General features: G+C 70.8%; 25 protein-coding genes. 16 read left to right on the top strand and 9 right to left on the bottom strand.

Going from position 1 to position 26,551, the window contains the following annotated elements; all coding sequences use genetic code 11:
* A complete protein-coding gene (locus tag ACWDYJ_RS06500; protein WP_451564340.1) occupies positions 1 to 645 on the bottom strand; it encodes a GPR1/FUN34/YaaH family transporter in 645 nt (214 codons plus the stop codon).
* Positions 646 to 831: 186 nt separating this feature from the next.
* Between ACWDYJ_RS06500 and ACWDYJ_RS06495 the strand changes: the two genes are divergently transcribed.
* Entirely contained in the window at positions 832 to 1,611 is a 780-nt protein-coding gene (locus tag ACWDYJ_RS06495) for a 3-hydroxybutyrate dehydrogenase (protein WP_451564339.1), read from the top strand.
* A gap of 57 nt (positions 1,612 to 1,668) precedes the next feature.
* On the opposite strand, the gene ACWDYJ_RS06490 is transcribed toward ACWDYJ_RS06495, so the two are convergent.
* Positions 1,669 to 2,055 carry a response regulator gene (locus ACWDYJ_RS06490; protein WP_451564338.1) on the bottom strand — a complete coding sequence of 129 codons (387 nt, stop codon included), beginning with the start codon at positions 2,053 to 2,055 and terminating at the stop codon, positions 1,669 to 1,671.
* Positions 2,056 to 2,152: 97 nt separating this feature from the next.
* Between ACWDYJ_RS06490 and ACWDYJ_RS06485 the strand changes: the two genes are divergently transcribed.
* The 4 genes from ACWDYJ_RS06485 (at position 2,153) to ACWDYJ_RS06470 (ending at position 5,588) form a co-directional block, all read left to right on the top strand.
* Positions 2,153 to 2,449 (top strand): hypothetical protein, encoded by a 297-nt coding sequence (locus ACWDYJ_RS06485; protein WP_451564337.1) that lies wholly within the window; start codon positions 2,153 to 2,155, stop codon positions 2,447 to 2,449.
* Positions 2,450 to 3,204: 755 nt separating this feature from the next.
* Positions 3,205 to 3,822, top strand: coding sequence for a DinB family protein (locus tag ACWDYJ_RS06480; RefSeq protein WP_451564336.1), 618 nt, complete (start codon positions 3,205 to 3,207; stop codon positions 3,820 to 3,822).
* 93 nt (positions 3,823 to 3,915) lie between these two features.
* Positions 3,916 to 4,389: a hypothetical protein gene (locus tag ACWDYJ_RS06475; protein WP_451564335.1), complete on the top strand. Its 474-nt coding sequence runs from the start codon at positions 3,916 to 3,918 to the stop codon at positions 4,387 to 4,389.
* A 98-nt stretch (positions 4,390 to 4,487) separates the two neighbouring features.
* Complete coding sequence (locus tag ACWDYJ_RS06470; protein WP_451564334.1) at positions 4,488 to 5,588, top strand: LacI family DNA-binding transcriptional regulator; 1,101 nt, start codon at positions 4,488 to 4,490, stop codon at positions 5,586 to 5,588.
* Positions 5,589 to 5,604: 16 nt separating this feature from the next.
* Here the strand turns inward: ACWDYJ_RS06470 and ACWDYJ_RS06465 are convergent, their stop codons facing one another.
* Positions 5,605 to 6,615 carry a LacI family DNA-binding transcriptional regulator gene (locus ACWDYJ_RS06465; RefSeq protein WP_451564358.1) on the bottom strand — a complete coding sequence of 337 codons (1,011 nt, stop codon included), beginning with the start codon at positions 6,613 to 6,615 and terminating at the stop codon, positions 5,605 to 5,607.
* Between the two features lie 359 nt (positions 6,616 to 6,974).
* On the opposite strand from ACWDYJ_RS06465, the gene ACWDYJ_RS06460 reads away from it, so the two are divergent.
* From ACWDYJ_RS06460 to ACWDYJ_RS06415, 10 genes are all read left to right on the top strand, one after another.
* Complete coding sequence (locus ACWDYJ_RS06460; RefSeq protein ID WP_451564333.1) at positions 6,975 to 7,958, top strand: ABC transporter substrate-binding protein; 984 nt, start codon at positions 6,975 to 6,977, stop codon at positions 7,956 to 7,958.
* A gap of 127 nt (positions 7,959 to 8,085) precedes the next feature.
* Positions 8,086 to 9,669: a sugar ABC transporter ATP-binding protein gene (locus ACWDYJ_RS06455; protein ID WP_451564332.1), complete on the top strand. Its 1,584-nt coding sequence runs from the start codon at positions 8,086 to 8,088 to the stop codon at positions 9,667 to 9,669.
* Entirely contained in the window at positions 9,666 to 10,718 is a 1,053-nt protein-coding gene (locus ACWDYJ_RS06450; RefSeq protein ID WP_451564331.1) for an ABC transporter permease, read from the top strand. Before ACWDYJ_RS06455 ends, ACWDYJ_RS06450 begins: the two co-directional genes overlap by 4 nt.
* Positions 10,715 to 11,695 carry a galactofuranose ABC transporter, permease protein YjfF gene (gene yjfF / locus ACWDYJ_RS06445; RefSeq protein ID WP_451564330.1) on the top strand — a complete coding sequence of 327 codons (981 nt, stop codon included), beginning with the start codon at positions 10,715 to 10,717 and terminating at the stop codon, positions 11,693 to 11,695. Before ACWDYJ_RS06450 ends, yjfF begins: the two co-directional genes overlap by 4 nt.
* The gene (locus tag ACWDYJ_RS06440; protein WP_451564329.1) at positions 11,692 to 12,753 is read left to right on the top strand and encodes an aldose epimerase family protein; all 1,062 of its coding nucleotides are present in this window, start codon (positions 11,692 to 11,694) and stop codon (positions 12,751 to 12,753) included. The genes yjfF and ACWDYJ_RS06440 overlap by 4 nt, the downstream gene beginning before the upstream one ends.
* Before the next feature lie 35 nt (positions 12,754 to 12,788).
* Positions 12,789 to 14,480: a ribulokinase gene (locus ACWDYJ_RS06435; protein ID WP_451564328.1), complete on the top strand. Its 1,692-nt coding sequence runs from the start codon at positions 12,789 to 12,791 to the stop codon at positions 14,478 to 14,480.
* A gap of 3 nt (positions 14,481 to 14,483) precedes the next feature.
* On the top strand, positions 14,484 to 15,155 hold the full coding sequence (locus ACWDYJ_RS06430) for an L-ribulose-5-phosphate 4-epimerase (RefSeq protein WP_451564327.1): 672 nt from the start codon (positions 14,484 to 14,486) through the stop codon (positions 15,153 to 15,155).
* A gap of 10 nt (positions 15,156 to 15,165) precedes the next feature.
* Complete coding sequence (gene araA, locus ACWDYJ_RS06425; RefSeq protein WP_451564326.1) at positions 15,166 to 16,671, top strand: L-arabinose isomerase; 1,506 nt, start codon at positions 15,166 to 15,168, stop codon at positions 16,669 to 16,671.
* A gap of 35 nt (positions 16,672 to 16,706) precedes the next feature.
* Positions 16,707 to 18,149: a family 43 glycosylhydrolase gene (locus tag ACWDYJ_RS06420; protein ID WP_451564357.1), complete on the top strand. Its 1,443-nt coding sequence runs from the start codon at positions 16,707 to 16,709 to the stop codon at positions 18,147 to 18,149.
* A gap of 22 nt (positions 18,150 to 18,171) precedes the next feature.
* Positions 18,172 to 19,644, top strand: a complete 1,473-nt coding sequence (locus ACWDYJ_RS06415; RefSeq protein WP_451564325.1) for a family 43 glycosylhydrolase — start codon at positions 18,172 to 18,174, stop codon at positions 19,642 to 19,644.
* Between the two features lie 8 nt (positions 19,645 to 19,652).
* Here ACWDYJ_RS06415 and ACWDYJ_RS06410 read toward each other — a convergent pair whose 3' ends face one another.
* Positions 19,653 to 20,285: a TetR/AcrR family transcriptional regulator gene (locus ACWDYJ_RS06410; RefSeq protein ID WP_451564324.1), complete on the bottom strand. Its 633-nt coding sequence runs from the start codon at positions 20,283 to 20,285 to the stop codon at positions 19,653 to 19,655.
* 109 nt (positions 20,286 to 20,394) lie between these two features.
* Between ACWDYJ_RS06410 and ACWDYJ_RS06405 the strand changes: the two genes are divergently transcribed.
* Positions 20,395 to 21,381, top strand: coding sequence for an alpha/beta fold hydrolase (locus ACWDYJ_RS06405; protein WP_451564323.1), 987 nt, complete (start codon positions 20,395 to 20,397; stop codon positions 21,379 to 21,381).
* On the opposite strand, the gene ACWDYJ_RS06400 is transcribed toward ACWDYJ_RS06405, so the two are convergent.
* The 5 genes from ACWDYJ_RS06400 to ACWDYJ_RS06380 form a co-directional block, all read right to left on the bottom strand.
* On the bottom strand, positions 21,365 to 21,802 hold the full coding sequence (locus ACWDYJ_RS06400) for a DUF4383 domain-containing protein (RefSeq protein ID WP_451564322.1): 438 nt from the start codon (positions 21,800 to 21,802) through the stop codon (positions 21,365 to 21,367). The genes ACWDYJ_RS06405 and ACWDYJ_RS06400 overlap by 17 nt on opposite strands.
* Before the next feature lie 93 nt (positions 21,803 to 21,895).
* Positions 21,896 to 23,005 (bottom strand): pectinesterase family protein, encoded by a 1,110-nt coding sequence (locus ACWDYJ_RS06395; protein ID WP_451564321.1) that lies wholly within the window; start codon positions 23,003 to 23,005, stop codon positions 21,896 to 21,898.
* A 2-nt stretch (positions 23,006 to 23,007) separates the two neighbouring features.
* Positions 23,008 to 24,312 (bottom strand): pectate lyase family protein, encoded by a 1,305-nt coding sequence (locus tag ACWDYJ_RS06390; protein ID WP_451564320.1) that lies wholly within the window; start codon positions 24,310 to 24,312, stop codon positions 23,008 to 23,010.
* Positions 24,313 to 24,337: 25 nt separating this feature from the next.
* Complete coding sequence (locus tag ACWDYJ_RS06385) at positions 24,338 to 25,144, bottom strand: rhamnogalacturonan acetylesterase (RefSeq protein WP_451564319.1); 807 nt, start codon at positions 25,142 to 25,144, stop codon at positions 24,338 to 24,340.
* 28 nt (positions 25,145 to 25,172) lie between these two features.
* Positions 25,173 to 26,516 carry an ABC transporter substrate-binding protein gene (locus ACWDYJ_RS06380; RefSeq protein WP_451564318.1) on the bottom strand — a complete coding sequence of 448 codons (1,344 nt, stop codon included), beginning with the start codon at positions 26,514 to 26,516 and terminating at the stop codon, positions 25,173 to 25,175.
* Positions 26,517 to 26,551 lie beyond the last annotated feature (35 nt).

Below are 26,551 nucleotides of genomic sequence, written 5' to 3'. Positions count from 1 at the left end.
TCAGAGTTCCGGGCGTATGCCGGGCTCGGTACCGTCCGCGACCGCGTGGGCGGCGCGCCCGTGGCGGCCCACCGGGAGCACGGGGTGGCCCCGGCTGTCCTCCAGGGCGAAGGCGGCCGCCGCGTACAGCGCTAGCGCGGTGAGCACCAGGGCGGCGACGCCCGAGGCGGCCTGCCAGCCGCCGGCGCCGGTGAGCGCGTGGATGCCGGTCAGCAGGAACGTCACGGCGGCCGCCGCCAGGGCCGCCGAGGCGGCGGGGCGCTCCAGCCCGTCGGCGACGATCGGCACCAGCAGCGCGACCGCGGCCAGGATCAGGAACATCCCGAGCGCCCGCGCGTCCTCGCTCGGCGGCCAGCCCGCGATTCCGGCGCCGGCGGCCAGCCAGGTTCCGGCGAGCACGCCCATGGCGGTGCCCGCCACGGAGTCCCGGCACCGGAAGGCGAGGAGGGACGCCAGCAACTGGAGCGGGAAGGCATAGGTCAGCAGGATCAGCGGCACGACGTGGCTCTCCATCCCCTCGATCCAGTCGAGCTGCACCCCTGCGAGCAGGAAGGCACCCCCGGCCAGCCCGAGGAATCCGAGCGGGAGCGGGGTGCCGTACGGCCGCAGCACCGTGGTGGTGGGCGAGGGTGTTCCGGTCATCATCTCGGGCCTCCTCGGGAAGAGTGGCGTGGTCGTGTGTGGCGCCTACCCGCCAGGGCCCACCTCAGTGCCGCCCGTGACGGCGGGGCCCGGCGGCAGGCCGGTGGCGGGATGCGACACGCGGGGGCCGGCGAGTGTGGTGGCCGCGCACATGGGCCGCGGGGCCGAGCGGTCCTTAGCGTTCCCACCATGACGAGTGAATGGGGCGCGACTCCCCCGGGCGGTGCGGATCTCGCAGGGCGCACCGCCCTCGTGACCGGAGGCGGCGGCGGGATCGGCCGGGCCTGCGCGCGGGCACTGGCCGCGGCCGGTGCCTTCGTGCACGTGGCCGACCTCGACGCCGCCGCGGCCGAGGAGGTCGCCAAGACGGTGGGAGGGCGGGCGCACGGGGTGGACCTCGCGGACGCCGACGCCCTGCGCGGGCTCCCCCGTGCGGTGGACATCCTGGTCAACAGCGCCGGGACGCAGCACGTGGCGGCGATCGAGGACTTTCCGCCGGACCGCTTCGAGCTGCTCCAGAAGGTGATGGTCACCGCGCCGTTCCTGCTGCTGCGCCACTGTCTTCCGTACATGTACGAGCGGGGCTGGGGCCGGGTGGTGAACATCTCCAGCGTGCACGGCCTGCGGGCCAGCCCCTTCAAGTCCGCCTACGTCGCCGCCAAGCACGGCCTGGAGGGCCTGAGCAAGGTCGCCGCCCTCGAAGGCGCCGCGCACGGGGTGACCAGCAACTGCGTCAACCCCGGCTACGTACGCACGCCGCTGGTCGAGGGGCAGATCGCCGCCCAGGCCGCCGCGCACGGCGTCGCACCCGAGGAGGTCATCGGCGAGGTGCTGCTGCGCCGCTCCGCGATCAAGCGGCTGATCGAGCCGGAGGAGGTCGCCGCGGTCGCCGTGTGGCTCTGCGGACCGCACACCGGCTATGTCACGGGCGCCTCGCTACCGCTCGACGGCGGGTGGGGGGCGCACTGACCCGCCGCCCGGGGCTAGGCGCCCGGCACCCAGTGCCAGGGCACCACAGCCTCCGGGCTACCGCCCGGCGTGCGCGAGGCGCTCGACGCGGGCCAGGAATTCGGTGGGGTGGAACGGCTTCGCGAGGCAGTCGTCCACACCCGCCTCCAGGGCGCGGGCCGTGCACTCCGGGTCCGCGGGCGGCAGCGCGAGGATCGGCACGCGCCCGTGACCGGGGTGCCGGCGGATCTCCTCGAACATCGCCACCTCGTCCAGACCCGGTCCGGTGCGCTCGCAGACGACGAGGCTGATCGGGGCCTCGCCGTCCAGCAGCGCGATGACGTCCACCCCGCTCCCGCCGTCGACCACGGCGAAGCCCCCGCCCACCAGAAGGCGCTCCAGCAGCGTGCGGAGCGTGCGCTCCTTCGCCACAAGGAGGATCTTGCTCGGGGATTCGCCGCTCATCGTGTTCCTCTTCATCTGACTGCCGTGGTCCTGAGAGCGTACGAGAGGCGCGCGGCGGTTCTTGCATGCCGGGAGGGGGGATGTCTAGCTTCGGGGCATGACCACTGAGCCGCAGAGCTTCGAGATCCTGCTGGTGCCCGAGCACATCGAGAACCTGGGCGACGCCGCCCCGGCGGACAAGGCCCTGCGGTCGGCCGTGGTCGAGGCGACCGGCGAGAGGGGAGCCTCGGGATACCCGCGCTACCGCGGACAAGGCGTCGAGGCCGACATCGACCCGCGTACGCGCACGGTCGAGGCCCTGCTCGTCGACGGCGCGGAACTGGACTACGGGCTGACCGCCATGGTCGCCCCGGAGGGCTACCGGGGCTCCGGCCGAAGGCCCAAGCGGTCATGAACGCCCCCTTGCCGAGCGTTGCCGACGGAAATCGGCGCCGTACGCGTGGCCGGGGGGCGCCATGATCGTGCCGTCGAGGTAGGTGACGCCCTGCCGCGCCGCCCGCTCGGCGGCCGCACGGGCGACCGCGCTTTTTTCCCGGTGCCGTGCCGCCGTTCGGTGGGGTGAGCAGACCGGTCCCGCCCACTCCGCGGCCTCCGCGGGCACGGCTGCCGCCGGTGTCGGTGGTGACGGTCCGCCGGACGGTCTCGCCGGGGTGACTCACCCCCCGGTGGAGCGTGGCGGCGGCTCCGCGGGCGAGTGCGGTCCGCGCCGGCGGCCGATGCCGTCGAACCGGCCGACGGGTCCGGTGAGTTGGCCCGCGCCGGGGAGGGAGGTGCGGCTCGGCTCGTGGGGCCGGCTCCCGCACCATGTGGACCGTACGGTCGGTCGAGCCGGTGCGGCAAGGCCTGCCCGTTCGATCCTGGCCCGCGGGTCCTTGTCGGCCATGACACTGGCGGACTGCGACGCCGCTGATGTCGTGAGCGACGAAGTCGTGGACGCCGTGGGCGGGTTGTGACTGCTGACTGTGGCGGCTGCGCGGACGGCCCGGCGCTTACGGCGTTCCATCAGCCCGGGATATCGGCCCACGGCGGCCGCGCCCAGGGTGGACAGAGGAAAAAATGAGAGGCCGGGCGCTGCCGGTCGTGCCACGCTGGCGGGTCATCAGTTCGTCCTCCTCCAAGCCCCTGCCAACTCACCACGGGAGCGTTTCAGTGGCAGCACCTCGCCTGACTCCGTTGTTGCAGCAGTTCGACTTCGCGTGTGAGCGCCTGGCCCACCGCATGACAGGGCCGGTGATGGACAGCGGCGACGGTTCGGACACCAAGGTCGGTCCCATGACCGATGAGGAGTACTTCTGGGAGCCGGTGCCGGACTGCTGGTCGGTCCGGCGGCGTGCGGACGGCCCCGGTTCGCGCGCGACCTTCCTGGCCGGCACCGGCGACTGGGGACGCGACGCCGCGTCCTACCCGCACCCGTGGCCGCCGCCCTTCACCACCATCGCCTGGCGCCTGAGCCACCTGAGCGAGATGCTGACCCTCCGCGCCGACCACACGGCCGGCGGCCACACCCTCACCCGGGACGACTACCCCGTCAGCGGAGACGTGACGAGCGCGGTCGCCGCCTTCGACGCCGCTGCCACGGCCTGGCGGAAGGCGCTGCTGAGCACCGATGACGCCGCGCTCGACACCGTCGGTCACTCCACCTATCCCCACGGCAGCGACCCGGAGGAGCCGTTCGTCGAGATCGTGTGGTGGGTCAACCAGGAAGTCCTGCACCACGGAGCCGAGATCGCCCTGCTGCGCGATCTGCACCGCGCACGGCAGCCCTGACCAGGATCCCTTACGGGGAGCCGTGAGCCCCCGCTACGATCGGGCCGGCGTGCGGAAGTTCGGGGAGGGCAGCCTGTGGGTGGCTTGGTGGGGATGGGACGTCGGGGGATGCTCGCGCTGGGCGCGGTGGCGGTGCTCGCGGCGTGTACGTCGACCCCGAAGCGTGCGGAGGGCAGCGAGGTGCGCACGGATCTGGAGCCGTTGGAGCGGCGGTTCGCCGCGCTCGGCCCGCTGGCCGACGCGCACTGGCTGGGCACGGCATTGGGCATCGATTCGAGGATGTCCGTTCCGGGCCCCACCGATGTCCGTGTCGTGGGAACCGCTCAGCTGAAGGCGGGCACGGTCGCCGCCCTCACCGGGGTGCCTCAACGGAATTTCGAGCCCGCTCCGCCGAGCGACCTTCCGGAAGAACTCGCCGGGTTCATGCCCCAGGGTGCGCGGTGGCTCCGGAGCGAGTCCTTCGACCTCGAAGTGACGGGCGGGACGTACGCCGGAGCCTTCCATCTGGATCCGGGCACGGACCGGGTGTACTTCGACACCGTCAATCCGAGTGTTGCCGCCGGGTAGGGACCTGGAGGGCCGCAGTTCATCGCGGGCCGTCCGGGTGGGCGGGTACCGTAGGGCACGTAGCTCACCAGGTCACGGCGAAGGAAGAAGGACGAGGCTTGCCCCAGCCCTCTGACGCCACGAGAGCGCCCACCATGGCCGATGTCGCCCGGGTGGCGGGCGTATCGCACCAGACCGTGTCACGCGTGCTCAGCGACCACCCGAACGTGCGGGACACGACCCGTGAGCAGGTCAACCGAGCCATCGCGCAGCTCGGCTACCGGCGCAACTCGGCTGCCCGCGCGCTGGTCACCCGCCGTACCCACACGCTTGGCGTCATCGCGGTGAACACCACCCTCCACGGACCGGCGAGCATCCTCTCCGGGGTCCAGGAAGCGGCCCGCGACCAGGGGTATCTGGTGTCGACCGTCACGCTTCGCACGGCTACCCCGGCAGCGCTGAACCAGGCCATGGACCACCTCAGCGCCTGGGGGGTCGAGGGCGTCATCGCCATCACCTCGCAGCGTGAGGCCGTACGGGCCCTCGCGGCCACGCACACTCCGTTCCCCGTGGTCGCGGTCGAAGGCGGTCGCGGCCTCGATGTGCCCGGCGTCTCGCTCGACCAGGCGCTCGGCGCCCGTATGGTCACCGAGCATCTGCTCGCCACGGGACACCGCACGGTGTGGCACGTGGCGGGCCCCCCGGACTGGCTGGAGAGCGAGGCCCGCGTCGCGGGATGGGAGAGCGCTCTGCGGGAATCGGGGGCCGAGGTGCCTCCGGTGCTCCAGGGGGATTGGAGCCCGCTTTCCGGCTACCACGCGGGCCAGCAGCTCGCGGGGCACGCCTCGGGTCGCGCCAGGGGTGAAGCGAACCGCCTCACGGCGGTGTTCGTGGCGAACGATCAGATGGCTCTCGGGGTGCTTCGGGCGCTGCGTGAAGCGGGGATCCAGACTCCCGCCGACGTGGCGGTGGCCGGGTTCGACGACATCCCGGAGGCCGAGTTCTTTCCGCCGCCGCTCACCACCGTCCGGCAGGACTTCGCCGCGATCGGCCGCAGCAGCATCGCGCTGCTGCTGGAGAACATCGAGGGCCGGACGACCGGGACGGCAGGGGCTGCAGGGGCGGCAGGGGCGGCAGGGGCGACCCACATCACCATCCAGCCGGAACTCATCGTCCGCGCCAGTACCGCTCGCCGGCCTGGTTCGACGTCGTCTCGTTGAATCCCCTGGCCCGCCTTCAGGTGCGCGGGCGGGCCGTACTGGCGCGGACGATGAGCTGCGGGGCCACGGTCAGGTGGGTGTCCCGTACCGCTCCTCCCTCGATGCTGTCGATCAGCAGTCCTATGCTGGCGCGACCGATCGCGCCGAAGTCCTGGCGGACGGTGGTGAGCGGCGGCGGAAAGAACTCCGCTTCGGGGATGTCGTCGAAGCCCGCGACCGCCACGTCCGCCGGGGTGGCCACGCCGGCCTCGCCGAGCGCGCGCAGGACGCCGAGCGCCATCTGGTCGTTGGCGACGAACACGGCGCTGAGCTGCGGATCCGGGCCGCTGCGCCGGCCCACGCGGCCGGCCAGCTGCTGACCGACGCGGAATCCGGACAGGGGGCTCCAGTCCCCCACCAGCACCGGGGGTACGGGTGCTCCCGCGTCCTCCAGCGCGGCCCGCCAGCCCGCGGTGCGCGCCTCGGCCTCCAGCCAGTCGTGCGGGCCGGCGACGTGCCACACCGTTTCGTGGCCGGCGGCGAGCAGGTGCTCCGTCACCAGCCGCGCTCCCAGGTGCTGATCGAGTGCCACCCCGGGCAGGGACCGGTTGTGCCCGCCCTCGACCGTGACCACGGGGAAGGGGGTGGGCAGTTCGATCAGCGCCTCCACGGCCTGCCGTTGGGAGGTGATCGCCACGACGCCTTCCACGCCCCACTCGCCCAGGTGCGCCATGGCCTGCGTCAGGGTGTCCTTGTCGACGGTGCGCAGACTGACGGCGGAGACCAGGTATCCCTGTTCGCGCGCCGCCTCCTCCAGTCCGCAGAGCGTACTCGCCGGTCCGTAGAGTGCGGTGTTGACGGCGATGACGCCGAGCGTGCGGGTGCGCCGGGTGGCGAGGGCGCGGGCCGCGGAGTTGCGTCGGTAGCCCAGCTGACCGATGGCCCGTTGCACCTCCGCGCGCGTGGTGGGGCGCACTTTGGGGTGTCCGCTCAGGACCCGGGACACGGTCTGGTGGGATACGCCCGCCACGCGGGCGACGTCCGCCATCGTCGGGGGCCGGTCCACGGCGGACTGACGCACGGGCATCTCCCTGGGGGTAGGCGGAATTGACGGACACACGCCGCCACTGACGGGTCGCCCGGGCACACGAGCCGAGGAGAGGTCTCGTGATGTTAGCGCGATCATCTCACGGGGCCCGGCCCCGCCAAGAATGGAAAACGTGCCGCCAGGATCTTGTATTTCCGCAGTGTTAACGCTCACACTACTCCAGCGGCCAACCGGCAAGACCGCTCCAGCCGTTACGTCGTACCGATCCTCAGGCGGCCCCCCCGCCGCCCTCCACGCACCGCGGACGGACCCGACTTCCGCTGCCGTACGTGTGTTTCGAAGCCCGAGAGGAACCGCACATGCCCAAGAAGGTCGTCTCCACCGTCGCCGCGGGACTGCTGGCCGTGTCCCTGCTGACCGCCTGCTCCGCCGAGTCCGGCGACGGGGGCGGGGGCGGCGGCGACGGCGCTCTCGTCCTCGGCTTCGCCCAGGTCGGCGCGGAGAGCGGCTGGCGCACCGCCAACACCAAGTCGGTGCAGGACGCCGCCAAGGCCGCGGACATCACCCTGAAGTTCTCCGACGCGCAGCAGAAGCAGGAGAACCAGATCAAGGCGATCCGCTCCTTCATCCAGCAGAGGGTCGACGTGATCGCCTTCTCGCCGGTGGTCGAGTCCGGCTGGGACACCGTGCTCAAGGAGGCCAAGAACGCCAAGATCCCGGTCATCCTCACCGACCGCGCCGTCGATTCGACGGACACCTCCCTCTACACCACCTTCCTCGGCTCCGACTTCGTCGAGGAGGGAAAGAAGGCCGGTGACTGGCTGGTCAAGGAGTACCAGGGCAAGGACGAGACGGTGAACATCGTCGAACTCCAGGGAACCACCGGCTCCGCCCCCGCCAACGACCGCAAGGCCGGCTTCGCGGACGTCGTCAAGGGTGATCCGAAGTTCAAGGTCGTGGCCTCTCAGACCGGTGACTTCACCCGCGCCAAGGGCAAGGAGGTCATGCAGGCGTTCCTCAAGTCGCAGCCGGACATCGACGTCCTGTACGCGCACAACGACGACATGGCGCTCGGCGCGATCCAGGCCATCGAGGAGGCCGGCAAGAAGCCCGGCACCGACATCAAGATCATCTCGGTGGACGGCATCAAGGACGCCTTCCAGGCCATGGCCGACGGCAAGATCAACGTCGTGGTCGAGTGCAACCCCATGCTCGGCGACCAGCTGATGAAGCTCGCCCAGAGCGTCGCCAAGGGCGAGTCCGTCCCGGCCCGCCTGAAGGTCACCGAGGGAGTCTTCACCCAGGACCAGGCGGCGGCCGCCCTGCCGAGCCGTACGTACTGATCAGCGCGAACGGGTCCCGGGGCCGAAAGCCTCGCGGTCCGGCCGACCACGAACCACCCATGACACATACGGGGGTACCGCTGTGCCGACGGTGCCCCCGGCTCGCGACACGAGAGAGGACGGGCAGATGGCAGGCCCTCCCACCACTGACAGGTCCCGGACCCCCGAGGCCGGCGCGGACCGCCGCCGCCCTGTCCTCGAACTACGGGGAGTACGGAAGGAGTTCCCCGGCGTCGTCGCCCTCGACGGAGTCGACCTGCGCCTCTTCCCCGGGGAGATACACGCCCTGATGGGCGAGAACGGCGCGGGGAAGTCCACGCTCATCAAGGTTCTGACGGGGGTCCACGCGTCCGACGGCGGCAGCGTCACGCTGGCCGGCGAGGACGTCCGCATCGCGGGCCCCCTCCAGGCTCAGCAGGCCGGCATCAGCACCGTGTACCAGGAGGTCAACCTCTGCCCCAACCTCTCGGTGGCGGAGAACATCCTCATCGGCCGCGAGCCGCGCCGCTTCGGCCTGATCCACTGGCCGCAACTGCGCCGCCGTGCCCGCGAGCTGGTGCGCGACCTCGACCTGGACATCGATGTCAGCGCCCCGCTCGGCAGCTGCTCCCTGGCCGTTCAGCAGCTCGTGGCGATCGTGCGCGCCGTCGACATCTCCGCGAAGGTGCTCATCCTCGACGAGCCCACCTCCAGCCTCGACCGCGACGAGGTCCAGCAGCTCTTCACCGTGATGCGCCGGCTGCGGGACAAGGGCGTGGCGATCGCCTTCGTCACCCACTTCCTCGACCAGGTCTACGACGTCTGCGACCGCGTCACCATCCTGCGCAACGGACGGCTTGAGGGCGAGTACGCGATCGACGACCTCACCCGCGTGCAGCTGGTCCAGCGCATGATCGGAGGCGAACTGGCCGAACTGGACGTGCTCTCGGACGCCGCGCGGGCCGAAGCCGCCGCAGCGGCGCGAGCCTCGGGCGGCGAACCGTTCCTGCGCGCCGAGGCCCTGGCGCGCCGCGGTTCCATCGCCCCCTTCGACCTGGACATCCGCGTCGGGGAGGTCGTCGGACTGGCCGGCCTGCTCGGCTCGGGCCGCACCGAAGCCGCCCGGCTGCTGTTCGGCGCCGACCAGAGCGACGCGGGCACCATCACCGTCAACGGTGAGCCCGTCGTGCTGCGCAGCCCCCGGGCGGCCATCGCCCACAAGATCGCCTTCTGCTCGGAGAACCGCAAGGCCGAGGGGCTGGTCGGTGAACTGACGGTCCGCGAGAACATCGTCCTCGCCCTCCAGGCCGCTCGCGGCTGGGCCCGGCCGCTGCCCCGGAGCAAGCAGGACGAACTCGCCCGGCACTGGATCTCCGCGCTGGACATCCGCCCGGCCAACCCGGAGACGCAGATCCGCAACCTCAGCGGCGGCAACCAGCAGAAGGTGCTCCTGGCCCGCTGGCTGCTGACCGAGCCCCGCCTGCTGATCCTCGACGAGCCCACCCGCGGCATCGACATCGGTGCCAAGGCGGAGATCCAAAAACTCGTCCAGCGGCTGTCCGGCGAGGGCATGGCGGTGCTGTTCATCTCCGCGGAACTCGACGAGGTCCTGCGGCTCGGCCACCGCGTCGGCATCCTCCGCGACCACCACATGGTGGCAACCCTGACCAACGACGGCACCCTCACACCGGAACGCATCATGGCCACCATCGCCACCGGAGCCCGGAAATGACCAAGCACCGCCTCTTCTGGCCCGGCGCGGTCCTGCTGGCACTCCTGCTGGCCAACGTCGCCTTCCACCACGACTTCTTCAGCATCCGGGTCAGGGACGGCCACCTCTACGGCAGCCTGATCGACATCCTCCAGTTCGGGGCGCCGCTGGTGCTGGTGGCCCTGGGCATGTCCCTGGTCATCGCCACCCGCGGCATCGACCTGTCGGTCGGCTCCACCGTGGCCATCTCCGGAGCTCTGGCCTGCGAACACATCGTCACGTCCGGTCAGCCGGCCGCTCTGTCCACGGTGTTCGAGGCCATCGGCATCTCGCTGGCCGTCGCCCTGGTCCTCGGCCTGATCAACGGCGTTCTGGTCACCGCACTGGATGTCCAGCCGATCATCGCGACCCTCATCCTGATGGTGGCCGGCCGGGGCGTCGCCCAGCTCATCACCGACGGCCAGATCATCACCGTCTCCAGCCCCACGTACAAGTTCATCGGGGCCGGGCACTGGCTTACGATCCCCTTCGCCGTGCTCCTCACCGCCGTACTGGTCGCCCTCACCGGGCTCCTCACCCGGCGCACCGCACTCGGCCTGCTCATCGAGTCGGTCGGCGGCAATCCCACGGCCAGCCGGCTCGTCGGCATCCGCGCCACGGGACTGCTCGTCCTCGTCTACGTGTTCAGCGCCCTGTGCGCCGCCATGGCCGGACTGATGATCAGCTCGAACGTCTCCAGCGCCGACGGGAACAACGCCGGCCTGTGGATCGAACTCGACGCCATCCTCGCCGTCGTCATCGGCGGCGCCGCGCTGACCGGAGGCCGTTTCTCGCTCGGCGGGACCGTGCTCGGCGCACTGATCATCCAGACCCTCTCCACCAGCGTGTACTCGATGGGCATTCCGCCCGAGACCACGCTGGTCTTCAAGGCCCTGGTCGTCATCGCGGTGTGCCTCGTGCAGTCGTCGGCCTTCCGGGACAAGGTGCGGCTGCGGCGCCGCCCGCCCTCCCGCCCGTCATCGAACCCCGGTCGCACACCGAACGTTGAGAAGCACGAGGTCGGCGCATGAGCACCTTGACGGACACCTTCCGCCGCAACGGCGCGTTCATCCCGCTCCTCGTGACCGCCGCCCTGCTGGTGATCATGTTCGCCGTCGGCTCGGCGCAGTACACGGGCTTCTTCTCCGGGCAGGTGGTGGTCAACCTGCTCATCGACAACTCGTTCCTGCTCGTCGTCGCCATCGGCATGACCTTCGTCATCCTCACCGGCGGCATCGACCTCTCCGTCGGAGCGATGCTCGCCCTCTCCACCATGGTCGCCGCCTGGCTCGTCGAGCGGCACGACTGGCCTGCGCTGCTCGTCATCCCGCTCGTCCTCACGATGGGCACGGCGGCCGGCACCCTGATGGGCTGGATCATCCACACCTTCGACATCCAGCCCTTCATCGTCACCCTCGCCGGGATGTTCCTCGCCCGCGGGCTCTGCTACACCATCAGCACCGAGTCGATCTCCATCACCGACCCCACCTTCGTCGCGGTCGCCCAGACCAGACTGTCGCTGCCGGGCGGCCTGTTCGTCTCCCCCAGCGTCATCATCGCGCTGCTGGTGCTGCTCGCCGCCTTCGTCGTCCTGCACCGCACCCGGCTCGGCCGCAACGTCTACGCCCTCGGCGGCAGTGAGCAGTCGGCCCTGCTGATGGGGCTGCCGGTGACCCGTACGAAGATCGCCGTCTACGCCATCAGCGGTTTCTGCTCCGCCCTGGGCGGCGTACTCCTCACCTTCTACATGCTCTCCGGCTACGGGCTGCACGGCGTCGGCCTCGAACTCGACGCCATCGCCGCGACCGTCGTCGGCGGCACGCTGCTCACCGGCGGTTCGGGCTTCGTCCTGGGGACGGCTCTCGGTGTGATGGTCCTCGGGCTCATCCAGACGATCATCAGCTTCCAGGGAACCCTCAGCTCCTGGTGGACCCGCATCGTCATCGGCGGACTGCTCTTCGTCTTCATCCTCCTCCAGCGCCTCATCACCGGCCGGCGTCAGGCATGAGCACGCCGTACGTCGTACGCGCACCGGACCCCGGGAGCGGCACTGAGCGCTGGACCCTGGGTTTCGACGAGGGCGTCCATGCCGAGGTCCACACCCTGGGAGCGCGCCTGCACGCCCTGCACGTCCCCGACCGTGACGGAGTCCTCGCCGATGTCGTCCTGGCCCCGGCCGACCTACGGGAATGGTCCGGCCGCGCCCGCTACCTGGGTGCCACCGTGGGCCGCTACGGCAACCGGATCGGCGGAGGCCTGCTGCCGCTCGACGGCGAGCTCCACCGACTGGACACGCTTCCCACCGGACACAGCCTGCACGGAGGCCCCGAAGGTTTCGATCTGCGGGAGTGGTCCGCAGAGGCCGTGGGAGGCGCGCACCGCACCGGAGTGCGGCTGCGGCTGCGCAGCCCGGACGGCGACCAGGGCTTCCCGGGCACCGTCGACGCCACGGTCCGCTACCTCCTGGACCGGGACGGCACTCTGACGATCGACTACACGGCCGTCACCGACCGGCCCACGGTCGTCAACCTCACCAACCACGCCTACTTCAACCTCGCGGGCGAGGGCGCGGGCACCGTCGAGGACCACCTGTTGCGATGCGACGCGGACCACTACCTCCCCGTCGACGAGGGCCTCATCCCCCTGGGGCCTGCCGAGCCCGTGCACGGCACGCCCTTCGATCTCACGTCACCGCGTCGAATCGGTGCGGTCCTCGACCAGGACCACCCGCAACTGCGGGTCGGGGACGGCGGCTTCGACCACAACTGGGTGCTGCGCGGCGGCGAAGGCGCCGCAATGCGCGGGGCCGCGGTGCTCCGCGACCCCGCCTCCGGCCGCCGGATGGACGTGCACACCACCGAACCGGGCCTGCAGATCTATACGGGCAACCACTTCGACGGGTCCTTGACCGGGAAGTCCGGGAGCCGCTACCCGGCCCGAGCCGGTGTCGCCCTGGAGACCCAGCACTTCCCCGACTCGCCCAACCGGTCCGGGTACCCGTCGGTGGTGCTGCGGCCGGGCGAAGTGCACCGGTCCACCACGGTGTTGCGATTCACCAGCGCATGAATGTCGGCGCTCACAGCTACTACGAAGGATGGAACGTGACCGTGACTCCTCCCCAGGAACCGGAGGCCTACGTCGTCGGCGTCGACTTCGGCACGCTCGAAGGCCGGGCCGTGGTGGTCCGCGTACGTGACGGGGAGGAACTCGGCTCCGCCGTCCACGCCTACCCTCACGGCGTCATCGACCGCGTACTGCCCACCACCGGCGCCCCGTTGCCGCCCGACTGGGCCCTGCAGCACCCCGAGGACTGGCGTGAGGTCCTGCGCACCGCGGTCCCCGCCGCCGTGACGGCCGCCGGCGTCGACCCGGCGGCCGTCATCGCCATCGCCACGGACTTCACCGCCTGCACCGTCCTTCCGGTGCGCGGCGACGGCACCCCGCTCGCCGAGTGCGGGCTGGGGGAGCGTCCGCACGCCTGGCCCAAGCTCTGGAAACACCACGCCGCCCAGGACCAGGCGGACCGGATCAACCGCCTCGCCCATCTGCGGGCCGAGAAGTGGATCTCCCGGTACGGGGGCAAGATCTCCGCCGAGTGGCAGTACGCCAAGGCCCTCCAGGTCCTGGAGGAGGATCCGGCGACGTACGCCGCCACCGAGCGCTGGATCGAGGCGGCCGACTGGATCGTCTGGCAGCTGACGGGAGTCGAGTCCCGCAACACGTGCACCGCCGGGTACAAGGGCATCCTCCAGGACGGCCACTACCCGAGCGAGGAGTACCTCGGCGCGCTGCACCCCGGTTTCGCCGACTTCGCCCGCACCCGCCTCGCACACCCGCTCTCGCCCCTCGGCTCCAGGGCCGGGTCGCTGACGACCGAGGCCGCCGCCTGGACGTGCCTGCCGCAGGGCATCGCCGTCGCGGCCGGAAACGTCGACGCCCACGTCGCGGCCGCCGCCGCGCAGGCCATCGAGAACGGCCGGCTCCTCGCCGTCATGGGCACCTCCACCTGCCACGTCGTCAACGGCCCCACGCTCGCCGACGTCCCCGGCATCTGCGGAGTCGTGGACGGCGGCATCGTGGAGGGTGCGTACGGCTACGAAGCGGGGCAGAGCGCGGTCGGTGACATCTTCGCCTGGTGGCTGGAGCAAGGCCTGCCCGCCGCGTACCGGGCCGAGGCGGACGCCACCGGCGAGGACCCGCATCAGCTGCTGACGCGCAAGATCGCCGACCAGCCGGTGGGCGGGCACGGCCTGGTCGCCCTCGACTGGATGAACGGCAACCGCTCCACGCTGGTCGACCACCACCTCTCCGGCGTCATCGTCGGCCTCACCCTGGCCACCCGCCCCGAGGAGATCTACCGGGCCCTGCTGGAGGCGACCGCCTTCGGCGCCCGCACGATCGTCGAGGCCCTGGAACAAGGTGGCGTCCCCGTCCACGAGTTCATCGTCACCGGCGGATTGAAGAAGAACGCCCTGCTGATGCAGATCCACGCCGATGTGCTGCGACGCCCCGTCTCGCTGGCCGTGTCCGCCCAGGGCCCGGCCGTCGGCTCCGCCATCCACGCGGCGGTCGCCGCCGGCGCCTACCCGGACGTACGCGGCGCCGCCTCGGCCATGGGGCGCGTGGAGCGCGCGGTGTACCGGCCGGATCCGGCGCGCGCGGAGGCGTACGACGCGCTGTACGCCGAGTACCGGGCGCTGCACGACCACTTCGGCGTCGACCCCGACCGGCAGATGCACCGCCTCAGAGCCATCCGCAACCACGCCCTGACCGCCCACGACAGCGAGGTCTGACCCATGACGTCACCCATCGATCTGCTCCGCCGGCAGGTCAGCGACCTGCACCAGGACCTGGTCCGGTACCAGCTCGTCGTCTGGACGGCCGGCAACGTCTCGGCCCGCGTCCCGGGCGAGGACCTGCTGGTGATCAAGCCCAGCGGGGTCGCGTACGAAGAGCTGTCCCCGCAGAACATGATCCTCTGTGACCTGGACGGCGAGGTGGTGGAAGGCGACCACTCGCCCTCCTCCGACACCGCCGCACACGCCTACGTCTATCGCCACATGCCCCACGTCGGCGGGGTGGTGCACACGCATTCCACCTATGCCAGTGCCTGGGCCGCGCGGGGCGAGGCAGTGCCCTGCGTGCTGACCGCCATGGCGGACGAGTTCGGCGCCGAGATCCCCGTCGGCCCGTTCGCGCTCATCGGTGACGACTCGATCGGCCGCGGGATCGTGGAGATGCTCCGGGGCCACCGCTCCCCCGCCGTTCTGATGAAGAACCACGGCGTCTTCACCATCGGCAAGGACGCCAAGGCAGCCGTCAAGGCGGCCGTGATGTGCGAGGACGTCGCCCGTACGGTCCACATCGCGCGCCAGCTCGGCGAGCCGCTGCCCCTCGCGCAAGGCGACATCGACCGCCTCAACCACCGCTACCGACACGTGTACGGCCAGCCGCGCGCTGCCCGATAAGGAGCTTTCCATGACGTCACCCGAGGGCCGCGAGATCTGGTTCCTGACCGGTAGTCAGGGTCTGTACGGCGAGGACACACTGCGGCAGGTCGCCGAGCAGTCGCGGCGGATAGCCGGCGCGCTCGACGGCGACGCCGGCCTTCCCGTCCGCATCGTCTGGAAGCCCGTCCTGACCGAGGCCGACGCGATCCGGCGCATCTGTCTGGACGCCAACTCCGACGACGCCTGCATCGGCCTGATCGCCTGGATGCACACCTTCTCCCCGGCCAAGATGTGGATCGCCGGACTCGACGCGCTGCGCAAGCCGCTGCTGCACCTGCACACGCAGGCCAATGTCGGACTCCCGTGGTCGTCCATCGACATGGACTTCATGAACCTCAACCAGGCCGCCCACGGGGACCGCGAGTTCGGGTACATCCAGTCCCGCCTGGGCGTCGCGCGCAAGACGGTCGCCGGACACGTCACCGACCCGTCGGTGGCCGCGCGGATCGCCTCCTGGAGCAGGGCCGCCGCGGGCCGGGCCGAGCTGAGCGGTCTCAAGCTGGCCCGTTTCGGCGACAACATGCGCGACGTGGCCGTCACCGAGGGCGACAAGGTCGAAGCGCAGCTCCGCTTCGGGGTCTCGGTGAACACGTACGGGGTGAACGACCTGGTGGAGGAGGTGGACGGGGTCGCCGACGCCGACATCACCGGGCTGGTCAAGGAGTACGAGGAGACCTACCGGGTCGCCGCCGAGCTGCGGTCCGGCGGCGACCGGCACGCTTCGCTGCGCTACGCCGCCCGCATCGAGCTCGGGATGCGCCGCTTCCTTGACGAGGGCGGCTTCGGAGCCTTCACCACCAACTTCGAGGACCTCGGCGGGCTGCGCCAGCTTCCGGGCCTGGCCGTGCAGCGGCTGATGGCCGACGGCTACGGCTTCGGCGGCGAGGGCGACTGGAAGACCTCGGTCCTGCTGCGCACCCTCAAGGTGATGGCCGCCGGGCTGCCCGGGGGCACCTCGTTCATGGAGGACTACACCTACCACCTGGAGCCCGGCCGGGAGTTGATCCTCGGCGCCCACATGCTGGAGGTCTGCCCGACCATCGCGGCGGGTGTGCCGTCCTGCGAGATCCATCCGCTGGGCATCGGCGGGCGCGAGGACCCGGTCCGGCTCGTCTTCGACGCGCACACCGGTCCGGCGGTGGTGGTCGGGCTCGCCGACCTGGGGGACCGCTTCCGGCTGGTCGCCAACGAGATCGACGTGGTGGAGCCCCTCGAACCGCTGCCGAAACTGCCGGTGGCCCGCGCGGTGTGGCAGCCCCGTCCCGACCTGCGGACCTCCACCGAGGCGTGGCTGACCGCCGGAGCGCCGCACCACACGGTGCTGTCGAGTGCCGTCGGCGCCGAGGAACTGGGTGACCTCGCGGACATGCTCGGCACCGAACTGCTGATGATCGACGCGGACACCACGACCCGCCGGTTCACCCAGGAGATCCGCTGGAACCAGGCCTACTACCGCGTGGCGCGAGGCCTGTGACGCCGGGCCGGAAAGAGAAGAGGCAACACATGAGAATGCGTAGCAAGCTCTACGGTGCTCTGGTCGCCGCGGCGGCTCTGGTGGCAGCCCTGCTGCTGCCGGCGCCCGCCCAGGCCGCGGTACCGGCGTCGCCCGCCGTCTCGTACACCAACCCCCTGGTGAACCAGCGGGCCGATCCGCACATCTTCAAGCACACGGACGGCTACTACTACTTCACCGCCACCGTCCCCGAGTACGACCGCATCGTCCTGCGCCGGGCCACCACCATCCAAGGCCTGTCCAGTGCTCCCGAAGCGGTGATCTGGACCAAGCACGCCACCGGCGACATGGGCGCGCACATCTGGGCCCCCGAAATCCACTTCATCGACGGCAAGTGGTACGTCTACTTCGCCGCCGGACGCGCGGACGACGTATGGAAGATCCGGATGTACGCCCTGGAGAGCTCCGCCGTGAATCCGCTGACCGGCGGCTGGACGGAGAAGGGCCGGATCGCCACCCCGATGGACAGCTTCGCGCTGGACGCCACCACCTTCGTGGTGAACGGCGTCCGCTACCTCAGCTGGGCGCAGAAGGATCCGGCGATCGACACCAACTCCAACGTCTACATCGCCCGGCTGGCCAACCCCTGGACCATCTCCGGCACTCCGGTACGCCTGACCGTGCCCACCTACGGCTGGGAGACCGTCGGTTTCAAGGTCAACGAGGGTCCGGCCGTGATCCAGCGCGGCGGCAGGCTCTTCATGACGTACTCGGCCTCCGCGACGGACAGCAACTACTGTCTCGGCCTGCTCAGCGCCCCGGCCTCGGGGAACCTGCTCGACCCCGCCGCCTGGACGAAGAGCCCGACCCCGGTCTTCACCAGCAACGCCGCCACCGGCCAGTACGGTCCGGGCCACAACTCCTTCACCACGTCGGAGGACGGCAGGAGCGACGTGCTCGTCTACCACGACCGCAACTACAAGGACATCACCGGTGACCCGCTGAACGACCCCAACCGCCGGACCCGGGTGCAGAAGTTGTACTGGAACGCCGACGGCACACCCCATCTCGGCATTCCGGTCGCCGACGGTGCCACGCCGAAGCGCCTGTCCTCGTACAACTATCCCGACCGCTACATCAGGCACTGGGAGTACCGCGGGAGGCTGGAGGCGGACGTCGCCCACCTCGCCGACTCTCAGTTCCGCACCGTGACCGGGCTCGCCGGCAGCGGCACCGTCTCGCTGGAGTCCGCCAATTTCCCCGGCCACTACCTGCGCAGCAGGAACGGCGAAGTGTGGGTGGAGCGGAACGACGGCAGCGCCGCCTTCAAGAGCAGCGCCACCTTCCACCAGCGGGCCGGTCTCGCCGACCCGGCCGGCGTCTCCTACGAGTCGTACTCCGCCCCGGGGCAGTACGTGCGGCACTTCGCGTTCCTGCTCTACGTGCAGGGCGTCGGCTCCACGACCGCCCGGCAGGACGCCACGTTCCACCAACAGTGACATACGTATCCGAGGAGTCCACATGCGGTTCTCTCGTCACCGAGGAACGGCGCGGCAGGTCCTGCTGCTCGTCGTCGCCTTCATCACGGCCCTGGGCCTGAACGTGGCCGGCCCCGGCCGGGCCGAGGCGGCGCCGGCCGGGCCTTCCTTCACCAACCCCGTGGTCGGCGTGCCCAACAGCGCCGACCCGACGCTGGTCCAGCACAACGGCTTCTACTACTACGTCGCGACGACGTGGTCGTCCGACATCGTCATGCGCCGGTCGTCGACCATCGCGGGCCTGCGCAGCGCCCCGGAGCGGGTGGTCTTCCGCAGCGGCGGGACGCAGATGTGGGCGCCGCACCTCGAGCGGGTCGGCGAGCGCTGGTACGTGTACTACTCGGTCGAGCAGTGCTGCGCGGCCCGCCGCACGCACGTCCTGGAGAGCGCCGGATCCGATCCCCTCGGCCCGTACACCGACCGCGGCATCGTCAACCTCATGCCCAACGACGGCTGGGCGATCGACGCGAGCCTGCTGAGGCTGGGCGGCGCGCTCTACATGACGTTCTCGGCCGTTTCGCCGGCGGACAACCTGCAGTCGCTCTACATCGCGCCGATGACCAACCCGTGGACGGCCGGCGCCTACGGGAGCCGGATATCGGCTCCCGTGCTCCCGTGGGAGAGGCAGGGCGGAGCCGTCAACGAGGGCTCGTTCGCCTTGCAGCGGGGCGGCCGCACCTTCCTGACGTACTCGGCCAGCCACTGCAACGGCCCCGACTACAAGCTGGGGATGCTGGAGTACCGCGGCGGCGATCCGCTGGCGGCGGCCTCCTGGTCCAAGCACCCGGACCCGATCTTCCAGCGCAACGACGCCGCCGGGGTCTTCGGGCCGGGGCACCACTCGTTCTTCTCCTCCCCCGACGGCAGCGAGACGTGGATCGCCTACCACGCGAACACCTCGCCGGCTCAGGGCTGCGGTACGACGCGCACGACGCGGGTGCAGAAGATCGCCTGGAACGCGGACGGCACTCCGAACCTCGGTGTCCCGGTCTCGACGTCGACGGTTCTCCAGGGGCCGTCGGGAGAGGTCGGCGGTCCGCCGGCGCCGGTGGCCGTCCGCAACCGGCACAGCGGCCTGTGCCTCGACAACTACAACTGGGGCACGGCCCCGGGCGCGGAGGTACGGCAGTGGACGTGCAATGACGCGTCGGTCCAGGACTGGCACCTGACGCCTGTGGCCGACGGGTACTACCAGATCAGCAATGGCCACAGCGGCCTGTGCCTGGACGACCGGGACTGGGCGACCGCGCCCGGGTCAGCGGTCCAGCAGTGGACGTGCAACGCCGAGGCGGTCCAGCAGTGGCGGCTGAACCCGGTGGGCAACGGCTACTCCACCCTGGTCAACCGGCACAGCGGCCTCTGCCTGGACAACTACGGCTGGGGCACGGCCCCGGGCGCGGAAGTACGGCAGTGGACGTGCAACGGCAACAACGCCCAGCAGTGGAACGTCGCCTGACGTACTGGTCACGCGCGGGGCGGCGGGGTCGGGGGGCCGGTGATCGTGAAGATCCGGTCCAGGTGGTGGCGCAGTACCTCGGTGGCCGACTCGGGCCCCCGCTGGCCCACGAGGATGCTGGTGCCCATGCCCGCCGCCATGGAGAGCAGGCTGACCGCCTCCGTGCGCGCGTCGGTTCGGGGGTCGGCCAGACCGGTCTCCTGTGCGGTGCGCAGGAGGCCGGTCAGGGCGTTCTCGGCGGCGTCGGGATTCTCGATGAAGGGCTGGGCGGCCAGCGCCTCGTCGGTCACGGAGAGGATCGCGTACGAGGTGTAGAGCAGGTGGAAGGTGCGGCTCTCCTCGTCGGTGGGGAGGGAGGACAGCAGCAGCGCCTCGATGGTCGCGCGCGGGCCGGGGTCTTGCCCCGCGGCTCGGAGGCGGGCGCCCACGCGGGCGGTGAAGCGGTCGGTGAGGTGCTGGAGACCGTAGAGGAGCAGCTTCTCCTTGGTCTGGAAGTAGTACTGCACCAGCCGGAGCGACACGCCGGCCTCCGCTGCCACGTCGCGCATGCCGATGGCGTGCAGTCCGCGCCGTCCGGCGACCCGGACGAGCGCCTCGGCGATCTGGGTGCGCCGTTCCTCGTGGTCCACGAGCTTTGGCATGGGTCGTTTCTCCGCCCGTCGGTGGTGGGACTCCGTCATGGTACCGGCGTATCACCAATGCGGTACGGTCGTATCACGAAAGAAACGGAACTCCCCCGGAGGTGCCACCGTGCCCGAGAACAAGACCCGCGTGCGACGCGACGTCGGCCGCTACGTGAACGACGCCTTGCGCGACCGGTACTTCGCCGCCTGCGACGCCCTCTACGCGATGGGCGCGCCCGCCCGCTCCGAGACGGACGTGGAGACGAGCTTCGGCACCACCCACGTCTACCGGTACGGCCCCGCGGATCCGGCCGCCGAGTCCCGCACCCCGGTCGTCCTGATCCACGGCGCGGGCTACTGCTCCGCCATGTGGTACCCCAACACCTCCGCGCTCAGCGCCGAACGCCCCGTCTACGCGCTCGACACCCCCGGCGACGCCGGCCGCAGCATCCACCGCGAACCGATGTGGCAGCCCGAGCGCGCCGCCCAGTGGCTCGACGAGGCCCTCGACGCGCTCGGCCTCGACCAGGTCCACCTCGTCGGGTCCTCCTACGGCGGCTGGCTGGTGCTCAACCAGGCCCACCGCAGGCCCGAACGGCTCGCATCCGTCACCCTCCTCGACCCGGGCGGCCTGGAGAAGGTGGGCCTGCGCTTCTTCGCCTGGGTCTTCGTCAGCCTCTTCGCCAGCTTCGCCCCCAAGGCACTGCGCCCACGCCTGGCCTCCTGGCTGGAGCAGCCGGTCCTCGTCGTCCCGGAGCTGCGCGCGATGGTCCAGGCCGGTGTCCGGGCCTTCCGGATCCGCCGCCCCGCGCCGCTGCCGCTGGCCGAGGACGCGCTGCGGTCCATCCGCACCCCGCTCTACCTCGTCATGGGCAGGCGCAGCCTGCTCGTGCACCCGCAGCGGCAGCTGGAACGGGTACCGCGCCTGGTTCCCGGCGCCCGCGCCGAGATCCTCGCCCAGACCGGTCACGGGCCGCAGATCGACCATCCCGACCTGGTCAACGCCCGGATGCTGAGCTTCATGGAGGACGTCGACTCCCTGGCCGCCAACACCTTGAACGGCGACACCCCGAACCCGGCCGCGACGCCGCCATCGCTCAACGGCGGCGGCTGAGCAGCACGCCGAGGACGACCATGACGAGGCCGAGGGCGAGGTGCAGCCAGTTGTCCGCGTCGTTGACGGGGATGAAGTTGGCGGAGCTGTCGTGGTGGATGAGGAGTCCGTAGATCCACAGCACGAGGTACAGCGCCCCGCCGCCGATCAGGAACCCGCGGGCGGAGGCCGGGCTGCGGGCCATGGCCACGCCCGCCACGCCGAGCAGGAAGTGGACGATGTTGTGCAGGACCGAGACCTGGAACACTCCGAGCAGCTTGGCCTCGGAGTCGTGCCCGGCGAAGGCGAGCGAGTCGTAGTCGGTGGTGACGCCGGGGATGAAGCCCAGGACACCGACCAGCAGGAACACCGCGCCCACCAGGAACGCGGCCTGCTGGAGCGGAGTACGCCCGCCCACCGCGGCGGGATGCCGTGTCGCCATGAGAAGACCTCTCTTCCAGCTTGCGCCCGACGCCCTGCGCCTGTCCGTCTGGGACGAGGCGAAACCTGCTCGGCGGGGCGCCGGATCGCCCGCTCAGCGTGGCGCGTACGGCCTCCAGTCTCCGAGGTAGGTCTCCCGGGTGTGCGTCCGGGCTTCGGTGGGGGTCAGCTGGGGCCGGTTCTCCGGAACGGTGATCACCGCGCCCGGCCCCGCGTTGCCGTACTCGCGAAAGCGCATGGACTGCCACGGGTACGCCTCGCGCATGTTCGTGTACGGGGCGGCGGCGTCGATCCCCGGACCGATCGTCGTGTCGCGGACGACGAGTGCCGGCCAGGCGGTGGGGTCGGAGCCGGGCACCCAGGGGCGGGCGAGCTTGTACGCGCCGTCCGGCGCACCGGAGGTGATGCGGCACCTGGTGGCCAGGAAGCCGTACGGGTTGGCGCGGGCCGTGGACGGCGCGAACACCATGCCCTTGGGGGTGAAGTCGACGTCCCGTTCCAGCGCGTGGAACCGGCAGTGCTCGAAGACCGCGCGGGCCCGGCCGAAAACGAAGTCCACGTCGCCCTCGATGGAGCAGTGCGCGAAGTACTGCCGGTCCCTCGCGCTCAGGGTGGCGGTGTCCGCGTAGAGCGTGTCCTGGTGGCCCAGGAAGCGGCAGTGGTGGAACGCCGCGCGGTCGCCCGTCACCTTGACGGCCACGGCCTGGGTGCCCGTGATCTCCGGGTGCTCCGCCCGCAGGAAGTCGTTGGCGAAGGTGACCCAGCGGGCCGTGAAGTCCGCGGCCCTGATGCTGGTGGTGGCGGATCCGGTGGTGCCGTAGGTGGCTCCGCCGCCGCCCGGGACCGGGGTGCCGGCCGCGTTGTCGTACACGATGACGACGTCGCGCGGGTTCTCGCTCGCGCCGGTCAGGGTCAGTCCGGCGTGGGCCGCGGTGATCGTCACCGTCTCGCGGTACGTACCCGGGGCGAGGACCAGGGTGCGGCCGGCGCCGGGGGCGGCGGCGTCCACCGCGGCCTGGACCGTGGTGAAGTCGCCGGCGCCGCCCGGGTGGACGTACAGGGTGCGCGGGGTGAGGCGGGCGGCCGGGGAGCCGTAGCGGCCGAAGGGCCGGGCCGCGGCGTGGGCGGGGCCGCCCAGGGTCAGGGCGAGTGCGGCGCCGGTGCCCGCGACCAGCAGCGCTCTGCGGCTGAGGGGAACGGTCATGGTCAGCGGACCTTTCCGGCACCCGCGCGGTGGGCCACGATGCCGGGCAGGGCGCGCGGGTCGTCGACCTTCGTGCGCAGGGCCGGCGTCCAGCCCGCCCCGGACCGCAGGGTCTCCTCGGGGAGCTCCGCGTTGTGCACGGCGATCAGGTCGACGGGGCTGCCGTTGACGTAGTTGCCCGCTGCCGTGACCGGCGCGTCCTTCCACTTCTTGAGGATTGCGGCCGCGCTGACCCCGCCGGGCAGTGTGAACGCGTTCTTCTCGGCGACGAGCCGGGAGTCGAGGCCGATGCCGAAGGAGTAGGCGTACGGCTGACCCGCCCGGATCACGAAGTGGTTGTTGTACGCGTCGACCTGCCCGAAGCGGACGCGCGGGGCGCGCTCGACGATCCCGTCGAACACGTTGTGGTGCAGCGTGACCTTGAGCTTGCCCGCGTCGGTCGCGGCGGCGCTGTCACTGTTGCCGATCATCAGCGTCTTGTCGTGGTCCTTGAAGACGTTCCACGAGGCGGTGACGTGGTTCGCGCCCCGTACGACGTCCAGCAGCCCGTCGTGCTGCTGGTAGATCTCGCCGTAGTAGGACGGCAGCGTGCTGTCGGGGTAGCGGCCGTCGGTGAGGGTGTTGTGGCCGATCCATACGTGGGTGGAGCCGTATACGACCACGGCGTCGTACTCGGAGTTCCAAGCTCCGCTGGAACCGTCGGTGGGGTCCCACCGCGGAAAGCAGTCGAGGGGCGCCTCGATGGTGAGGTTGCGGACGATGACGTTGTCCACGCCCTTGATCTGCAGGCCGGCGCCCTTGATCCCGGCGTCCTTGCCGACGCCCACGATGGTGGTGTTGGCGGGGACGAGGGCGGTGACGGCCTTCTTCTGCCGGGCTGCCGATGCCGCGCGCAGGTCCTCCTGCTCACCGCTGACCTCGTTCTCGTAGCCCCACACGGCCGGGTCGTAGTCGGCCAGGTACTGGGGGAACGAATAGCCCGGGGCCTCGAAGGCCCCGCAGCCGGACGCGGTGGCGTCCAGCGTGCCCTTGACCCTGATGATCCTGGCGGCGTCGCCGCCGCGGGCGAGTGCCGCCTGGAACTCCTGCCAGGTCGTGACGGTGTACACGTGCTCCGGGGAGGCCGCCGCGCCGCCCGTGGTGCCGGCGCCCTCCGAGGCCCAGCCGTCGTGGGCGGGGAGGGTCTGCCGGCCGAGGTCAGTGCCTTGGGTTTGGGCTTGGGCCGTGGTGCCCGTCACGGCCAGCACCAGGGCGGTGCTGCCCGCGAGCGAAGCGATGACGCGACCAGGGGAAAGCTGCGTACGCATGGGGTGCGGCTCCTTCTGTCTGTTTCTACGGTCTGTTTACGTGTGGCCAGGTGATCCGGGACTCGGGGACGTCGTCGTCGAGGCGGCGCACGTCCCGTGGCGCCAGTACCTCGCGGCGGAGCAACTCGGCCGCCACGAGGCGGGCGACGGCGATCGCTCCGGGCGGGTTGAAGTGGGTGTTGTCCTGTTCCGTGGCGGTCCAGTTGAAGTACTTCTGCGTCTCGACCGCACCGAGCCCGTGCCAGAGGGCGAGCGACAGCGCCTGGACGTCGAGGAGGGCCACCCCCGCCTCCCGGGCGTACGCGCGCATCGCCGCCGGGTAGTCGCCGTGGGTGGGACGGGCGTTGCCGTCGGCGTCGAACCTCCTGCGTTCCACGGAGGTGGCGAGCACCGGCTGGGCCCCGCGCGCTCGGGCCGCGTCCACGTACTGGCGCAGGTAGGCCTGATAGGTCGTCCAGGGGCTGGTGTAGCGCGCCGGGTCGGCGGACTTCGCGTCGTTGTGGCCGAACTGGACGAGGAGGAGGTCCCCGGGGCGGATCAGGCCGAGGATGGCCGTCAGTCGCCCCTCGTCGATGAAACTCTTCGAACTGCGGCCGTTCACGGCGTGGTTGGCGACCGTCAGCTCGTCGTGCAGGAAGAAGGGGAGGGCCATGCCCCAGCCGGTCTCGGGCGCGGCGTCCGCGTACTTCTGCGCGGCGGTGGAATCTCCGGCGATGTAGAGGGTGCGTGGGCGGCGGGGCCCTGTCGCGGCGGAGGCGGGGGCGGTGGTCAGGAAGGGGAGCGGCAGGGCGGCGAGGGCCGCTGTGGTGAGCCGTCTGCGGGTGAGGGACACGTTCGTGCCTCGCTTTCACATTGCAGTGTTACTTCTTCTGGTGGCGGCGCCACTCCGCCTGCGCCTTGTCGAGCTGGTCGGCGAGCGTGTCCAGGAATTCCTTCGCCGACATCGTGCCGAGGAGGACCTTCTGGAAGGCCGACTCGTTGTCGGCCTTGCTGATGGTGTTCCAGTCCGTCAGGTGGTACGGAAGCTGGACGATCTTGATGCTGCCGCTGTTCAGCGCCTCGGCGGCGAGCCGGGTCGGCTCGGACTTCTGGATCCACTCGTCCTGCGCCGCCCCCTTGTGGGAGGGGACGGCGCCGGCCGCCTTGTTCCACTTGCTGTTGGACCCGTGCGAGGCGGCGAACTCGATGAACTTCCAGGCGGCCGACTTGTTCTTGCCGGCCTTGAAGAGGGCGACGCCGTCCACCGGCTGCGACACCTGCACCCGGGTGCCGTCCTCCAGCGTCGGGTTCGGCAGACCGCGGAACTTGTCCTGGCCCAACGCCTTCAGGTGGTCCTGGTACGAGCCCAGGTTGTGGCTCAGCATTCCGATCTCGCCGCTGTCCCACTGGGCGACCATCTTCTTGAAGTCGTTGTTGACGTCGGCGGCCGGGGTGTTCTTCTTGTACAGCCCGGCGTACTTCTCCAGCGCCTCGACGTTCCGCGGGTCGTTGACGGTGGTCTTGTCGCCGTTCCAGAACTCGCCGATGCCGGACTGGCCGTAGACCGCGTCCAGTGCCTGCGCGATGGAGCCCTTGCCGCCGCGGATGGTGAACCCGAACTTGTTCTTGCCGTCCTCGGTGAGCTTCCCGGCTGCCTCGTAGAACTTCGACCACGTGGTCGGCGCTTCCAGGCCCGCGGACGCGAACAGGTCGGTGCGGTACCACAGCGTGCCGTTGTTGGCGGAGGTCGGGACGGTGAAGAGGGTGTCGCTGCCACCTGCGGAACGGACGCTGTCGAGCATCCCGGTGTTCAGTTTGCCCTGGAGCGAACCGCCCTCCAGGCGCTGGTCCAGCGGCTCCAGTGCGCCCTGCGCGGCGATGCCCGCGAGCATCGCGGTGGTCACACCGCCGACGTCGGGCAGGCCGCCGCCCTGGATGGCGGTGTCGTACTTGGACTGGGCGCTCTCGGCCGGGATCCCGACGTAGTTGACCTTGATGTCCGGGTTGGCCTTCTCGAAGTCGGCGATGATCTCCTTCCATACGTCGGTACGGACACCGCCGTTGTTGTCCCAGAAGGTGATCTCGCCCTGGCCCGAACCCTCGTTGCCCGCGTTCGCGGCGCCGCTGCCGTCGTCACCACAAGCGGTGGCGGTCAGGGCGACGGTGACGGCCAGGGCGAGGAAGGCGGCCGGGCGGCGCCGTCTGCTGCTGCGGTTGCTGAACATGATCGGCTCTCTTCTCGTCAGTGGAACAGGACTGG

This window comes from Streptomyces sp. NPDC003042 (assembly GCF_053591315.1).
This window is presented reverse-complemented; position numbering and strand designations above follow the sequence as displayed.

Excerpts from the sequence above, each read along its gene's own strand:
- ACWDYJ_RS06500 (WP_451564340.1), bottom strand. The coding sequence starts at position 645 with ATGATGACCGGAACACCCTCGCCCACCACCACGGTGCTGCGGCCGTAC.
- ACWDYJ_RS06495 (WP_451564339.1), top strand. The coding sequence starts at position 832 with ATGACGAGTGAATGGGGCGCGACTCCCCCGGGCGGTGCGGATCTCGCA.
- ACWDYJ_RS06490 (WP_451564338.1), bottom strand. The coding sequence starts at position 2,055 with ATGAGCGGCGAATCCCCGAGCAAGATCCTCCTTGTGGCGAAGGAGCGC.
- ACWDYJ_RS06485 (WP_451564337.1), top strand. The coding sequence starts at position 2,153 with ATGACCACTGAGCCGCAGAGCTTCGAGATCCTGCTGGTGCCCGAGCAC.
- ACWDYJ_RS06475 (WP_451564335.1), top strand. The coding sequence starts at position 3,916 with ATGGGACGTCGGGGGATGCTCGCGCTGGGCGCGGTGGCGGTGCTCGCG.
- ACWDYJ_RS06465 (WP_451564358.1), bottom strand. The coding sequence starts at position 6,615 with ATGGCGGACGTCGCCCGCGTGGCGGGCGTATCCCACCAGACCGTGTCC.
- ACWDYJ_RS06460 (WP_451564333.1), top strand. The coding sequence starts at position 6,975 with ATGCCCAAGAAGGTCGTCTCCACCGTCGCCGCGGGACTGCTGGCCGTG.
- ACWDYJ_RS06455 (WP_451564332.1), top strand. The coding sequence starts at position 8,086 with ATGGCAGGCCCTCCCACCACTGACAGGTCCCGGACCCCCGAGGCCGGC.
- ACWDYJ_RS06450 (WP_451564331.1), top strand. The coding sequence starts at position 9,666 with ATGACCAAGCACCGCCTCTTCTGGCCCGGCGCGGTCCTGCTGGCACTC.
- yjfF (WP_451564330.1), top strand. The coding sequence starts at position 10,715 with ATGAGCACCTTGACGGACACCTTCCGCCGCAACGGCGCGTTCATCCCG.
- ACWDYJ_RS06440 (WP_451564329.1), top strand. The coding sequence starts at position 11,692 with ATGAGCACGCCGTACGTCGTACGCGCACCGGACCCCGGGAGCGGCACT.
- ACWDYJ_RS06430 (WP_451564327.1), top strand. The coding sequence starts at position 14,484 with ATGACGTCACCCATCGATCTGCTCCGCCGGCAGGTCAGCGACCTGCAC.
- araA (WP_451564326.1), top strand. The coding sequence starts at position 15,166 with ATGACGTCACCCGAGGGCCGCGAGATCTGGTTCCTGACCGGTAGTCAG.
- ACWDYJ_RS06420 (WP_451564357.1), top strand. The coding sequence starts at position 16,707 with ATGCGTAGCAAGCTCTACGGTGCTCTGGTCGCCGCGGCGGCTCTGGTG.
- ACWDYJ_RS06415 (WP_451564325.1), top strand. The coding sequence starts at position 18,172 with ATGCGGTTCTCTCGTCACCGAGGAACGGCGCGGCAGGTCCTGCTGCTC.
- ACWDYJ_RS06410 (WP_451564324.1), bottom strand. The coding sequence starts at position 20,285 with ATGCCAAAGCTCGTGGACCACGAGGAACGGCGCACCCAGATCGCCGAG.
- ACWDYJ_RS06400 (WP_451564322.1), bottom strand. The coding sequence starts at position 21,802 with ATGGCGACACGGCATCCCGCCGCGGTGGGCGGGCGTACTCCGCTCCAG.
- ACWDYJ_RS06395 (WP_451564321.1), bottom strand. The coding sequence starts at position 23,005 with ATGACCGTTCCCCTCAGCCGCAGAGCGCTGCTGGTCGCGGGCACCGGC.
- ACWDYJ_RS06390 (WP_451564320.1), bottom strand. The coding sequence starts at position 24,312 with ATGCGTACGCAGCTTTCCCCTGGTCGCGTCATCGCTTCGCTCGCGGGC.
- ACWDYJ_RS06380 (WP_451564318.1), bottom strand. The coding sequence starts at position 26,516 with ATGTTCAGCAACCGCAGCAGCAGACGGCGCCGCCCGGCCGCCTTCCTC.